Source organism: Flavobacterium sp. UW10123 (genome assembly GCF_040538975.1).
Lineage (GTDB): Bacteria > Bacteroidota > Bacteroidia > Flavobacteriales > Flavobacteriaceae > Flavobacterium.
The window spans coordinates 129,247-143,811 of the sequence record NZ_JBEWQE010000004.1 but is presented as its reverse complement, the minus strand read 5'-3'; the positions used below and the strand labels follow the sequence as shown (position 1 = coordinate 143,811).

Annotated in this window: 12 protein-coding genes and 1 tRNA gene; 8 read left to right on the top strand and 5 right to left on the bottom strand. The window is 33.8% G+C overall.

Annotated elements, in window-relative coordinates; genetic code table 11:
• Positions 1-64: 64 nt before the first annotated feature.
• The 5 genes from ABXT06_RS06350 (at position 65) to ABXT06_RS06330 (ending at position 3,638) form a co-directional block, all read left to right on the top strand.
• Complete coding sequence (locus ABXT06_RS06350; protein ID WP_354589980.1) at positions 65-886, top strand: helix-turn-helix domain-containing protein; 822 nt, start codon at positions 65-67, stop codon at positions 884-886.
• Between the two features lie 80 nt (positions 887-966).
• Entirely contained in the window at positions 967-1,593 is a 627-nt protein-coding gene (locus tag ABXT06_RS06345; protein ID WP_354589979.1) for an NAD(P)-dependent oxidoreductase, read from the top strand.
• Between the two features lies 1 nt (position 1,594).
• On the top strand, positions 1,595-2,095 hold the full coding sequence (locus tag ABXT06_RS06340) for an anthrone oxygenase family protein (RefSeq protein ID WP_354589978.1): 501 nt from the start codon (positions 1,595-1,597) through the stop codon (positions 2,093-2,095).
• Positions 2,096-2,242: 147 nt separating this feature from the next.
• Positions 2,243-2,884: a hypothetical protein gene (locus ABXT06_RS06335; protein WP_354589977.1), complete on the top strand. Its 642-nt coding sequence runs from the start codon at positions 2,243-2,245 to the stop codon at positions 2,882-2,884.
• A 307-nt stretch (positions 2,885-3,191) separates the two neighbouring features.
• The gene (locus ABXT06_RS06330) at positions 3,192-3,638 is read left to right on the top strand and encodes a hypothetical protein (RefSeq protein WP_354589976.1); all 447 of its coding nucleotides are present in this window, start codon (positions 3,192-3,194) and stop codon (positions 3,636-3,638) included.
• A gap of 120 nt (positions 3,639-3,758) precedes the next feature.
• On the opposite strand, the gene ABXT06_RS06325 is transcribed toward ABXT06_RS06330, so the two are convergent.
• Positions 3,759-3,831, bottom strand: a tRNA-Met gene (locus tag ABXT06_RS06325).
• A 117-nt stretch (positions 3,832-3,948) separates the two neighbouring features.
• On the opposite strand from ABXT06_RS06325, the gene era reads away from it, so the two are divergent.
• The 3 genes from era (at position 3,949) to ABXT06_RS06310 (ending at position 9,379) form a co-directional block, all read left to right on the top strand.
• On the top strand, positions 3,949-4,830 hold the full coding sequence (gene era / locus ABXT06_RS06320; RefSeq protein WP_354589975.1) for a GTPase Era: 882 nt from the start codon (positions 3,949-3,951) through the stop codon (positions 4,828-4,830).
• A gap of 325 nt (positions 4,831-5,155) precedes the next feature.
• Positions 5,156-6,469, top strand: coding sequence for a ribosome biogenesis GTPase Der (der, locus tag ABXT06_RS06315; RefSeq protein WP_354589974.1), 1,314 nt, complete (start codon positions 5,156-5,158; stop codon positions 6,467-6,469).
• A 156-nt stretch (positions 6,470-6,625) separates the two neighbouring features.
• The gene (locus ABXT06_RS06310) at positions 6,626-9,379 is read left to right on the top strand and encodes an outer membrane beta-barrel protein (protein ID WP_354589973.1); all 2,754 of its coding nucleotides are present in this window, start codon (positions 6,626-6,628) and stop codon (positions 9,377-9,379) included.
• A gap of 155 nt (positions 9,380-9,534) precedes the next feature.
• Here the strand turns inward: ABXT06_RS06310 and ABXT06_RS06305 are convergent, their stop codons facing one another.
• From ABXT06_RS06305 to ABXT06_RS06290, 4 genes are all read right to left on the bottom strand, one after another.
• A complete protein-coding gene (locus ABXT06_RS06305) occupies positions 9,535-10,278 on the bottom strand; it encodes a DUF2490 domain-containing protein (protein ID WP_354589972.1) in 744 nt (247 codons plus the stop codon).
• A gap of 145 nt (positions 10,279-10,423) precedes the next feature.
• Positions 10,424-12,970 (bottom strand): TonB-dependent receptor, encoded by a 2,547-nt coding sequence (locus tag ABXT06_RS06300; RefSeq protein WP_354589971.1) that lies wholly within the window; start codon positions 12,968-12,970, stop codon positions 10,424-10,426.
• A gap of 252 nt (positions 12,971-13,222) precedes the next feature.
• On the bottom strand, positions 13,223-13,636 hold the full coding sequence (locus ABXT06_RS06295; protein ID WP_012023964.1) for an RrF2 family transcriptional regulator: 414 nt from the start codon (positions 13,634-13,636) through the stop codon (positions 13,223-13,225).
• 93 nt (positions 13,637-13,729) lie between these two features.
• Positions 13,730-14,563 carry a TPM domain-containing protein gene (locus ABXT06_RS06290; RefSeq protein WP_354589970.1) on the bottom strand — a complete coding sequence of 278 codons (834 nt, stop codon included), beginning with the start codon at positions 14,561-14,563 and terminating at the stop codon, positions 13,730-13,732.
• Between the last annotated feature and the right edge of the window lie 2 nt (positions 14,564-14,565).

The window sequence follows — 14,565 nt, the reverse complement described above, 5'->3', positions numbered from 1 at the left end:
GATTGTTTTAGTGTTACTGCTGTTCACAGTTGAAAAGCTTCATAAATGTCTCGAAATTTGCGTTTTGGAAAATTTTCAGATATTTGATATATATAAAATCGGTAATCACAATAATATGAACTATCAAAATATTGTTCCCGAAGACTCTATTTCGCTTTTTGTGAAAAACATATGGGTATTTGAAAATGAAGATAAAAATACAGATACGACATTGCCTTTTTTTGCAGATGGCTGTCCAGGTTTGATGTTTCAGCAAACTGATCAAGGATTGATCGTAAAGCCTCACGATAAAACGATGCCAGAAGTTTTTCTCTACGGCCAAACAATTCTACCAATTGAACTTGAGATTTCGGGCGCATTTCTTATTATCGTTTTTCAGCTGTATCCCTTTGTCTTGAAAACATTTTTCGATATACAGCCCCAGAGTATAAACGATAATTGTTATTACTTTGATGATACTGAGGAAGATATAAAGTGGCTCAAAAAACAATTGGAATTGAGTGAAAGCATAAAAGATAAAATTGAAATTATATCAAAATTGCTTTTACGGTACTTTGAAAAGAAAAAGGAAAACCTTGATTTTGAAATACGACAAGGCATAGAATGCATCTTTCAAACAAAAGGTCAGGAAAGTATACGCTCGATTGCCAGCAAATTAAAGTTCAATATACGCACCTTTGAAAGAAGATTTCTAGCTGAAACAGGGCTTACTCCTAAACAGTTTGCTAAGATTATCCAATTTCAAGCTTCATTGGATCAATTGACCGTTAAAAATTATGAAAAGCATACTGACATTGTCTATCAAAATGGGTTTTCAGATCAATCTCATTTTATAAAAGTTTTTAAGGCTTTTACCGGCAAAACTCCAAAATCATTTGAGAAATAATAATCACTGTCGCTTTTATTCTATTTTAGAAGATTTATCTATTGCAATTTTGTATCACTAATCTTAAAAATTGATACAAAATGAAAGTAATAATCTTTGGAGCCACAGGTACAGTTGGCATTGAAATCGTAAAACAAGCATTAAAAAATGGTGATCAAGTAACGGCTTTTGTTCGTGATCCCCAAAAACTACAAACCATTTCTCATCCTAACCTTCATATTCATGTTGGTGATGTTTTGAGTTTGAATGATGTTGAAAACGCGTTGCAGAATCAAGAAGCAGTTTTTTGTGCCTTAGGCGATGGTAGAAAAGGCAAAATACGTGCAGAAGGAACAAAAATCATTATTGAGGCCATGAGAAAAAAAGGATTAAATAGGCTGATTTGCCAAACGACGCTCGGCTTGGGTGAAAGCTATGGGAATCTTAATTTTATTTGGAAACATGTTATGTTCGGAATGTTGCTAAAAAGAGCATTTCAAGACCATAAATTGCAAGAAAAATATATTTTGGACAGTAATTTGGATTATACAATTGTTAGGCCAAGTGCTTTTACAGATGATCAAATTACCAATACGTATCGCATAGGTTTTGACGGAAATTATAAAAAACTTAATCTAAAAATTGCCCGCAAAGAAGTTGCAGATTTTATGATACGTCAACTAAATACCAATGAATATTTAAAAAGAGCAGTTAGCATTTCCAATTAAAATGAGAGCATCAAACATTCTACTAATTATTACGGCAACGACAGCAGCATTAATGGCTGGGCTTTTCTTTTCATACTCGATTTCGGTGAGTTTGGGATTGGGAAAACTAAACGATAAGGAATTTCTAAATGCGATGCAGAACATCAATCGAGAGATTCAGAATATACCATTTTTCATTTGCTTTTTTGGAACGTTGATTATGCTCCCAATTACCAGTTTTGTTTACTATAAAAAGCAATCATTTCTGTTGCTCTTTATGGCTACACTATTTTATTCAGTTGGTGTGTTTGCTGTAACGGCGTTTATAAACGTTCCTCTAAATAATAAGCTGGAGTTGTTTGAACTTGCAAATGCCACAAATGCAAGTGCGAAGCAAATGAGAAATATCTTCGAAGACCGTTGGAATTTTTGGAATGATATTAGATCCCTATCATCCTTATGCAGCGTGTTTTTTATTATTCTAGCCTGTGTTTATAATGGGGATAAATTAAGACGTAATTGATACTAAAACATTAGATCCCTGTTTTTCGAAGTTTTCAATTTTAAATTATATTTGTTGAAAAGCGTAAAGTCAGAAACTGTGCGTAGTGTCGAGTTTCTTTAATTTAAGAACATTCTTTAGAATGGATTATACAAATGTTATCGTCAAATGAGAAAAAACATCCTAGTATTAATATTATTGACTTCTATTCTATCTTTCTCACAAAAGAAAGACCATTGGAATGATATTACAATTAAAACTTTGGACTCAATAAAAGACGAATTAGAGCCAGAACAAATCAAATGTTTTAAATTATTGATTTCAAAAAGGGAAGATTACCAAACTCAAAAACGGATTGATACAACAAGTTCAACTATTTTAATAGTTGAGGGATATAATTTCTCGGAAAGAAAATATGGAATCTATGAGGATTTCCTTTTTGATAATGATCACATATATTCATATGAAAATAACACTCCAGAAATTGGTGTAAGTTTCAATGATTACGAAGACTTTATTGTACCTGCTCTCAATAAAAAAGCTTTGGACTCAATAAGACCAAGAAAGTACAAAGCGGTTTTCGGTTGTTCGCCGACCAAAAGGACAAGAAGAAAATCAAGAAGAATAATGAAAATGGCTCAAAAGGAAGGAATAATATCCGAAGAATATGTGAAAATATTAACCTTGATTGATAATAGAACTAGAAAAATAAAAGTCTCATTTTTGATTCCGAAAGCAGGAAAAAGAGAAGTTCAAATTTCTTATGGGCCTTATTACTCAGAAAAGAGATTGGAATATTGGCTAAACTAAATTCTGGATATAACAATGTTATAAGTAGTATTATTAAAGCACAGCATTTAATGTATTAAAAAAGGTAAAACAAAAAAAGCTCCAGATTTCTCTGAAGCTTTATACTTGTAGCGGGAAGCATTGAAATATCTAACCGATTTGTTTATGATTTTAATGAAATTTTATCTGCATAAATTGTATTAGAAACATTCCTTATATTCGCTTATAAAAAGTTAAACTATGATACAAAAATAATGTCATTTTGTCTTTTAGTTAAGTTGTTAAAACAACATCTTTTAATGGTTTAATAAAATTTAAATTTTTTAAAATGAGCGAAATAATTTTAGGAAGTGAATATCATCAAATTTTAGATAATCTTTTGAGAGAAATAGATTTGTCAAAGCTTCCTTTGTACGGAGAAAATGAGATTTACAGAATGAATGCAGGTAGATATGGTAAAGTCAAAATAAAATTAGATATTGAAAGAGATAATGAAAAAATAGAATATATTCAAGATTTATATAATAAAACTAATAATCCTATTAATTGTTGTACTTATGAATGGGAAGCTAAAGAAGAAAAACTTCCGAAACACTTTGAAGAATATATTAAACCAGTAATATTAAGATTTATCGAAGTTTTATCGACAATTAGTAATAACAATAATGTTGTTTTAAAATTTTCAGTTGTCGACGGTGACTGGAAAACATCAGAAAACACTGCGCATCATCTTGCAACAAAAAATGCATTAATAGAATTGTTTAAACAAATATAAAATATTATGCTCCTGTTGGCAAAAGCATCCAGCTCGCGAGCTAAATAAAAATCAAATCTCTACAAACAAGACTATATAAACAAAAAAAGCTCCAGATTTCTCTGAAGCTTTTTGTCTGTGTAGCGGGAACAGGACTCGAACCTGTGACCTTCGGGTTATGAGCCCGACGAGCTGCCTACTGCTCTATCCCGCGATGTTTCGGGTGCAAAGATACGCCGATTTTTTAGAAATCCAACGAAAACTTAAAAAAATGTTTTATTTTCTGTATTGACTTGATATGACTACCTTTGCAAAATAAATAAAGCAAAAAATGTCACATAAAGCAGGTTTCGTAAATATTATTGGAAATCCAAATGTTGGAAAATCAACATTGATGAACGCTTTCGTTGGAGAACGATTGTCGATCATTACATCAAAAGCACAAACTACACGTCATAGAATTCTTGGAATTGTAAACGGAGAAGACTTTCAATTGGTTCTATCTGATACTCCAGGAATCATCAAACCTGCATACGAAATGCAGGAATCGATGATGAACTTTGTGAAATCGGCTTTTGAAGATGCTGACATTTTAATCTACATGGTCGAGATAGGCGAGCAGGACTTGAAAGACGAAGACTTCTTCAAGAAAATCATTCATGCTAAGATCCCGGTTTTATTGCTTTTAAATAAAATTGATAATTCAAACCAAGAACAATTAGAACAGCAAGTTTCTTTCTGGAAAGAGAAAGTGCCAAATGCAGAGATTTTCCCGATTTCGGCTTTGCAAAACTTCAACGTTCCTGAAGTTTTCGGAAGAATTATCGAATTATTGCCAGAATCTCCACCTTATTATCCAAAAGACCAATTAACAGACAAACCAGAACGTTTCTTTGTTAACGAAACCATTCGTGAGAAAATCTTATTGAATTACGCTAAAGAAATTCCGTACGCAGTAGAAATTGTAACAGAAGAATTTCATGAAACGGAAAGCATTATCAGAATCCGTTCGGTAATTATGGTAGAGCGTGATACGCAAAAAGGAATCATTATTGGACATAAAGGTGCTGCGCTTAAAAAAGTAGGAACCGATGCTAGAGCTGATTTAGAGAAATTCTTCGGAAAACAAATTCACATTGAACTATATGTAAAAGTGAACAAAAACTGGAGAAGCAACGCAAATATGCTGAAACGTTTCGGATATAATCAGTAGTTTTTTTGTTTAATCGGTTAATCGTTGATTTGTTTAATCGTTAAACGAAAGTTCTTTTGAAAACAGGTGTCCTAGCCCAGATAGGAGCGGTATCCTTTTTCTGGCTTCTTTAGTCAGGAAAAGATATAGCGGATAGCTGGATTAGCTCCTGAAAATTATACAAAAAAACAATAAAAACTTAGGTACTTAGAAACTTAGCGTCTTAGCAACTTTTTTTAACTACCTTTGCAAAAAATTTAAATAAGGCATTTTGGATTACAAGTGATTAGGTTTTTAGGAAGCTAAGAATCTGAAATCTAAAGTCTAAAATCTAAAATTCAATAAAATGAGTAATAACATTGTTGCGATAGTAGGAAGACCTAATGTAGGGAAATCGACCCTTTTTAATAGGCTGATACAAAGAAGAGAAGCTATTGTAGATTCAGTATCTGGGGTTACCCGTGATAGAAACTATGGTAAAAGCGAGTGGAACGGAAAAGAGTTTTCTGTCATTGATACAGGTGGATACGTTCGAGGGTCTGATGACGTTTTTGAAGGTGAAATTCGTAAACAGGTAGAACTTGCTATCGATGAAGCCGATGTTATTATTTTTGTGGTTGATGTTGAAGAAGGAATTACGCCAATGGATGAAACTGTTGCAAAATTGCTTCGTAAAGTAACAAAACCAGTTTTATTGGCTGTAAATAAGGTTGATAACGCGATGCGTGAAAAAGACGCTGTAGAGTTTTATAACCTTGGTTTAGGCGACTATTATACTTTTGCAAGTATTTCTGGAAGCGGAACTGGTGATTTATTAGACGCTTTAATTGAAGCATTCCCTATAAAACCTGAGCCTGTTACGCCAGAAGTTGAATTGCCTCGTTTTGCAGTTGTAGGTCGTCCAAATGCAGGAAAATCTAGTTTTATCAACGCTTTGATTGGTCAAGACCGTTTTATGGTTACAGATATTGCAGGAACAACTCGTGATGCAATTGATACTAAATTTGACCGTTTTGGTTTCGAATTTAATTTGGTAGATACAGCGGGAATTCGTCGTAAAGCAAAAGTAAAAGAAGATTTAGAGTTTTACTCTGTAATGCGTTCTGTTCGTGCAATTGAACATGCAGATATTTGTATCTTGGTTATCGATGCAACTCGTGGATTTGAAGGTCAAGACCAAAGTATTTTCTGGTTGGCTGAGAAGAATAGAAAAGGTGTTGTAATCTTGGTAAACAAATGGGATTTGGTAGAAAAAGATACTATGTCTACACGCGATTACGAAGAGAAAATCAAAAAAGAATTAATGCCTTTTACAGATGTGCCAATTTTATTCGTTTCTGCTTTAACGAAACAACGTTTGTTAAAAGCACTAGAAACAACAGTTCAGGTTTTCGAAAACAGAAAACAAAGAATTGCGACTTCAAAATTCAATGAATATATGTTGAAGGTGATTGAATCTTATCCGCCGCCAGCAACAAAAGGTAAATATGTAAAAATTAAATACTGTATGCAATTGCCAACTCAAACACCACAATTCGTGTTTTTTGCTAACTTGCCACAGTACGTAAAAGAGCCTTATAAGCGATACCTTGAAAATAAAATTAGAGAAAAATGGGATTTCGCAGGAGTTCCAATCGATATTTACATAAGAGAAAAATAAAAAAAAAGTCCCCTAGAATAGGGGATTTTTTTATGTTTGGTGTCTATAAAATTAAAAGATTGATTTTTTATTGGCATTATATTTGAATAAATGTAAAAAATACAATTAAACCTTTTGCGTTTTTTTAAGTCTTACTGATCTAACTAACCTAATTTTATGACCAAGATTTATTCGTTTTTATTGTTTTTAGCTTTTGTTTATTCGGCAAATGCCCAAAACAATATCGTTATTAAAGGAACTGTAGTTGATATCAACTCACAGCTTCCGCTTGAACTCGCCACCGTTTATTTTACCGCAGTAAAAGATTCAACTATTATCGAATATGCTACGACCGATAAAAACGGGAATTTTATCATCAATACTAAAAAGTATGATAAACCAGTTTTCTTAAAAGTAAATTATACAGGGTATCAAGCTTATTTTGAAGAGCAAAAAGCGCTTACAGAAAGTAAAGACTTTGGTAAATTGTATCTGCTTGAAAATGCAAACGTCTTAAACGAAGTGATAATCAAGAGCGAAGCACCGCCAATTACCATTAAAAAAGATACTTTGGAGTTTAATGCTGGCTCGTATAAAGTGCGTCCAGATGCAAATGTGGAAACGCTGCTGAAACAGCTCCCTGGATTTGATGTCGATAATACAGGGAAAATTACTGTAAATGGGCGAGAAGTCAATCAGGTTTTAGTCAACGGAAAAGCATTTTTTGATAAAGATGGGGCTATTGCTATTAAAAATCTTCCAGCTGATATCATTAAAAAAGTTCAAGTTTCTGATTTTAAAACCAAAAAAGAAGAACTGGCTAAACAAGAATCGACTTCAGATTATTCGAGTATAAATATTACCATTGACGAAAAGAAAAATAAAGGGTATTTCGGAAAAGTTCTTGGCGGATATGGTTCAGACGAACGCTACGAAAGCAGTTTAATGATGAACTTTTTCAAAAATAAACAAAAAATAAGCGTATTGGCTTCGTCAAACAATATCAACTCAACTGGATTCTCTATGGATGAGGTTTTTGATAATATGGGAGGCGGACGAAATGCCAAAGGAGGAAGCCAAGGCGCTAGCAGTGGAGGAAAAGGAATTACACAGTCTACTTTGGCTGGAATTAATTATTCTGATGATTGGACCAAAGATTTGGAGTTTATGAGCAGTTATAATTTTACAAATGCTGTGACTAAAAACGATAGCAAATCGAACCAGTTGAGTTTATTGCCAACAGGAAATATTTTAACCGAAGCCGATTCTAAAACTAGAAATGAAAACACGGGAAACAAGGTGAATTTTGAATTAGAATACAAAATCAATCCTTCTATGCAGATTGTTTTTGCTCCTAAATTGAATTTATCCGAATCAAACAGCGATTCTTCTTCTTCGACTTTTTCTGAAAATGAAAATGGTGATGCATTGAACGAAAGTACAGCAACATCACATTCTGAAAGCTCTAATACAAGTTTTGCAAACAGCATTAATTTCAATAAAACTTTCGAAAAGAAATCGCGAAATTTAAGTGTAGTTTTTAATAATAATAACACTAAAAATGATTCTAACGGAATCAATATTTCTGAGACTATTTTTTATCAGGATAATAAACCAAATGATGAAAGAAACCAGAATGCAAAAAATACATCTAAAAGCGATGCTTATTCGCTTGATTTAGAATATACCGAGCCTGTAACAGATTCGCTTAGGTTACGTTTCGGAACCGATTTTGATTGGCAGAGTTCTATGAATGATCAAAAGACATTCAATTTTGATGATGCGTCACAAGAATATTCAGATTTAAACTTATCGCTGACCAATTATACCACATCAAAACAAAACTCAATTACACCAAAAGTGGGTATTACTTGGCAGAAAAGTAAATTTACGCTGAATGTAAATTCGAGAACATCAATTGTGGAGTTTGATAATCATTCTTTTTATTTAAATCAAGCTACAGATTTGAATAAAAGATATATGCTGCCTTATGGAACAGCTCAGCTTCGTTATAAATTTGATCGTTCTAGAAACTTAACTTTTAAATACGATTATTCAAATGCACTTCCGTCGGCTACGCAATTAATGCCGGTTGCAGATTTAAATAATCCGTTAAATAGTGTTATTGGAAATCCAAATCTGAATCCGATTGAAAAAAGCACAGCGGGTATCGATTTTAAAAACTTCGATTTTAGAACACGTTCTGGATATAGTTTATTCCTTAAAGGAGATTATTATAATAATGATGTTGTTTCTACTTCGATTTATGATGATAGCGGAAAAAGAAATACGACTTATGTAAATATTTCAGGAACCTACTCAGCTTCGGTTGGAGGAAACTGGAATCAGCAGATTAAAAAAGATGCCCATACTTTAAGATACGGGTTGCGTTTAAGTGGTAACTATAATTTTGACAAAGGATTTACCAATGCTGTTTTGTATTACGCAAAATCGGTTGTAGTTACTCCAAGTGTTTATGCGTCTTATGATTATGGAGAAGTGCTTTCGATTGCGCCATCTTATAGTTTGTCGTACAATGAAACGCGATATGAAAACTATTCAAGAGACGCCACTTCAAACGTAATTCACAGAATTAATATGCAGACAACATCATATTGGCCAGCTAATTTAATCTTCGGAAATGATTTTGGATATACTTATAATTCAAATATTTCAGACGATTTCAAAAAAGATTTCTTCCTTTGGAATACGAGTTTGTCTTACGGATTTTTAGATAAAAAATTATATGCAAAAGTAAAGGTATATGATGTTCTGAATCAGAATCAGAGTGCCACAAGAACCATTTCGCCAACTTCAATTCGAGATGAAGAAAATACAGTTTTAAAACGTTATGTAATGTTTTCTTTAGCTTATAAAATTGGAAACTTTGCCGAAAGCAAAAAAGGAGGAAGAAGACAGAGAGGATCTTGATTTTTAAGGTGCAAAGGTTCAGAGTAACAAAGGTTCAAAGGTTCAAAGGTTACAAAAAATGCCTGTCAAATTTAATTTGACAGGCATTTTTTGTATAACTCATAACTCATAACTCATAACTCATAACTCATAACTCATAACTCATAACTCATAACTCATAACTTTTTCCGATTAATTCTATGATAAACCGTGAATCTGATAATATCACGATCATAGAAATCTAAACCGCTGGCACGCCTTTGAAAGTTCTTTAAATAACCCAATTCCAAACCAAGATTTGGATTGAAATGATAACGTAGCGCAATATAAAAACGGTTTTGATCGAATGTATTTTTGCGATTATCTTTTCCGAAATTAAATAGAATTTCATCTGAAATAGTTCCTTTTATACTCCTTCCTTCTTTTTCCCAAAGGGTAAACATAGATTGTAATCGGTATCTAAATCGGTAAGCAAATGAGAATTCATCTAAAAGTCCGTTTTTATCTGCTTTTTGAATGAAGCGTTCTTCAAGTTGAAAGCGATTATGAAAAGTTATTTTGGCAATATCATTAATTAAAGTAAGATCTTGCTGTGCACGATATTCAGGAACAGAATAATCGGGATCAATGTTTGGGTTTTGAGTATTCACACTAAAAAAAGCAAATCCAGCTCCTAAATCTACCATTTTAGTAGCCCTGTAACGAGCTTGAGATCTTATAACAAAAAGATTCTCATGTACAGGATTTACAAAACTTCGATTATCAAATTCAGAATGTAGAGCCCATTTTTCGGATAATGGGAAAATATTATAGTATCGAATCCAGGTTAAAGTCTGCTGGTCGATATTTCTTTGATTTTGCCCTGTAATTACTTGGAAAGCAAAGACTATGATAAAAAGTAATCTAAAAGATCTGTTCAAAAACTATAAATTCAGGCTGCGAATTTATACAAATGATCTTATTTCTTTCTATTTTAAAATTTGTTTTGAAAGTTTTTTTGTGAAATAAAAAAAGAGACACATTTTTAAATGCATCTCTTTTTAATACTAAAACTAACTAACCATCTTACAGTGCATACTTAAGAGTAATCCCGTAAGTTCTTTGATCACCAAGAACTCCAGCATATTGACCTGAGTTACCACCTGCAGGCAATAATTGCTCATAGTAATCTTTATTGAATAGATTTCTTCCCCAAAACTGAATAGATAGACCTTGCGAAGCACGGAAACCTAAACGAGCATTAAAGATAGCATAACCTTGTACTACTAAATATTTTGAAGCCGAAGGGCTTGAAGAAAATTCAGAACGAGCGTATCCGTCAGCTGCAAAGAAAATTTTTCCAGCGTTACCAAAGAATCTTGCATTGTCTGAAAGCTCACCTCCAAGAGAACCTGCCCATCTTGAAGCCCCTGGTAATTCAGTTCCAGAAACATCTTTGAAGGCAACTGGCGCTCCAGTTTCTTCCAACGGAAGCGGTGCATTTGTAAATTTCACATATTTACCATCTGTGTACGTTGCAGCTCCATTGATTGTTACATGCGAATTGATAACAAAACTTGCATCCAATTCTGCACCTCTTACACGTACTTTATCTGCATTTGCAAGATAACCACGGTTTACACCCAATTCAGCAGCTTGAACGTTAGTTTGGAAATCTTTGATGTCAGTATTAAAGAACGTTAAATTTAAAATTGAGTTCTTAAAAGGAGATGTTTTTACTCCAACTTCGTAATGATATACTTTTTCTGGTTTAACTACTGCAAGTTCAGTCATTGGCTGCCCTGCTGAGTTTGTTGGAAGCCCAGCTACGTTAACTCCAACTGGTTTGTAACTTTTAGCAAATGTTGCATAAGCATTAATTTTATCTGATGCTTTGTAGGTAAGCGTTAAGTTTCCAGAAAAGTCTGTATTGTCTGTATTTGAATCAAATGCTTGATCTGAGTAAACTGATTTTTTCAAAGCCAGTAAGGCTGGATCTGTAGTTTGAAGTCCACCATAAGTTTTACGAGAATAACTTGCATCTTTTTTGTCAAAATTATATCTCAGACCTGGTAAGATGTGGAATTTCTCTGTAATGGCCCAATCAAGTTGTCCAAATACAGCAGCGCTCGAAGCTCTGATTCTCGCATCAGTTTTAATTCCGTAACCTTCAAAAAGACCTGGAGTTTTCCATAACGGACTTGTTGTGCTTTGAGAGAATCTCCATTGTGCATTTCCTGATTCTTCTGTACCATCTGTTTGAGAAGTCTGATCGATGAAGAACACGCCTGCAACACCGCTAATTTTTGAAGTCAATTGTCCTGCATAACGAATTTCTTGTGTAATCTGAGTTTGTCTTGTTGGGTTTTGAGATTTAGCTAAAACTTGTAATCCTGTAAAATCCCTATCGTTTGATGGATCCCAGTTCCAGAAACGCCATGCAGTTGTAGAAGTAAGAGTTCCGCCTCCAATTTTGGTGTCAATGTTTAACGAAACCCCTCCTAAATCTTGTCCAGAACGCCAAGGAGTATCGTGATCTATTTTACGGTCAAAAGCATTTAAACTTGGCAATTGGTAATTTAAATCTTTAATAATAGCATCAAACTGACGGTATGCAGCTCTCTGAGTAGGAGCAACACCAGCAACAACCTGAGCATATCCGTCGGGACGCTGCGTTGTAAGATCTCCTGCAAAAGTGACGTTTGTGTTTTCTGTAGGAGTCCATAATAATTGTCCTCTAAAACCTTGATTGTTCAAAGTATTGGTTGGTCTTCCTGTCGCAATGTTATCAATTAAACCATCACGCTGAGTTCCTGAAAAAGATAAACGACCAGCAACTTTTTTTCCTAATGCTCCTGTGATAGAAGCTTTAGCTTGTAAAAAAGCATAGTTTCCATAACTTACTTCGAAATCTGCACCCGGTGTAAAACTTGGTTTGCGAGAAGTAATATTAAAAGCTCCAGAAGTAGTATTTTTTCCAAATAAAGATCCTTGTGGTCCGCGCAATACTTCGATTTGTTCTACATCGATAAAATCTAAAGTAGTTGCTGCTGGACGAGCGTAATAAACACCGTCTACGTAGAAACCAACTCCAGGATCGATACCATCATTTGTAAGTCCGAATGGAGAACCTAAACTTCTAATGTTGATTCCTGTATTTCTAGGGTTAGAAGAATACAATTGCACAGAAGGTACCAATTCTTTAATACGGTTTACGTTAAAAGCTCCTGCTGCTTCTGCTTGTTTTCCTGTAACTACAGAAACAGCGATTGGCACATCTTGTACTTTTTCGATTCTTCTTCGTGAAGAAACTACAACTTCTACTAGTTTGTTTTCTTCACGTAAAGTGACTAATAGAGGTGAAGCTGGTATAGCCGTAATTTCAAGTTCAGCAGTATTGTAACCAATGTACTGAACTAAAAGTGTAATAGGTAATTTTCCTTGTGATTCTATCGAAAAGCGTCCTTCAGAATCTGTAATTGTACTAAAAGTTGTTCCTTTAATTACCACATTGGCAGCTTCTAAAGGTATATTTTGATCTGTTGTAACAACCCCGTCTATTTTTTGTGCGAATGAGATTGAGAACGTTAAAACTGCAAGTATTGTAAGTATATTTTTTATAGATGTTTTCATTTTTATATTAAGTATATGTGATTAGTAGAATTTAAAATTAAATTTTTTTTTTACCAACACATACACATCATAGATGAAACAGTATTCACAGTTGTGAAATTATAATTATGTTTTTTTTGCAAAAGATTTTGTCCACCTGATTGACTAGAATGTACTTTCATGAGTTAAAATTTTGTAAATGATTAGTTAATTATTTTTGGCAAATATATATAATTAATTCTATCGATTTACTAGACTTTATAAAATATTTTTTTATTTTTTTACAAGTGAAGCGATTGTGATACCTTCCATAGCCTTCAAAGTTTTGTCTCTAATAAGCATCAAACCGTGACGCAGACTGCATTCTGACTCGGTTTTACAATCAGAGCAAGGCTCGTAAAAATTTAAAGAAGCACATGGCAAAAGTGCAATTGCACCGTCAAATAATCGGTGAATTTCTGCCAGAGTGATGTCATTTTTGGATTTAATTAGATAGTAACCACCAAATTTTCCCTGCTTACTGCTCACAAAACGACCGCGTTTTAGATCTAATAAAATCTGCTCTAAAAACTTTTTAGGAATATTCGCGCCATCAGCAATTTCTACAGTTCTAGAAATGTGATTTTCATCTTGTTCTGCTAAATAAAGTAAGGCCTTAAGGGCGTATTTTGCTTTATGTGATAACATCTATTAATAAATTGTAAAATGTAAATGTATGATATTTTAAGTTTGAAACCTAAACTTGAAACCTCAAACAAAGAAAATTAGAACCAGAATAAATTACCAGCCTCCGCTAGATCCACCGCCAGAGAAACCACCACCGCCAAATCCACCGCCGAAGCCACCGCCTCCGCCAAAACCACCACCAGATGATCCTCCGCCGAAGCCTCCAAATCCACCGCTGCTTCTTCCAAGATTGCTCAGAATAATAGCGTCAAGTAGGCTAGGGCCGCCACCGCCATTGTTGCCAGAATTTCCTCCTCCGCCTCTTTTATTTCGAGAAAGTAAGATTAAAACAATTACAACAATAACTATGAAAGGCAGAAAAGGAAAGTCTTGTCCTTTTGCTTGTTTGCGTTCGCCTTTAAATTTTCCTTTAAAGACATCAATAATGGCATCAGTTCCTTTATCAAGACCGTTGTAAAAACTTCCAGCTTTAAATTCTGGTATAATTATGTTTCTTATAATTGTTCCGCCGATTCCCGCCGTTAGACGATCTTCAAGTCCGTATCCAGGATTAATTGCAATCTTTTTTTCGTTTTTTGCCAAAAGAATAACAACTCCATTATCGTCTTCTTTAGTTCCTCCAATTCCCCAAGTTTGGCCCCATTTTGTTGCTAACTGGCTTACATCTTCTCCCTTTAAACTTTCAATAGTAATAACAACAATTTGAGTAGTGGTAGAATCCGAGTAGCGAATTAGTTTTTCTTCTAATTGTGCTTTCTCTGTAGAGCTTAAAATGTTAGCATAATCGTAAACAGATGTTTGAAAACTTGGCTTTGGTGGAATCTCAAATTGCGCAAAAATAGCATTGCTGATAAATAATGCGATAAATAAAAAAGTAATCTGAAAAATTCTATTGGAATTTGGGATTTTAATTTTGGAATTTTTCATTA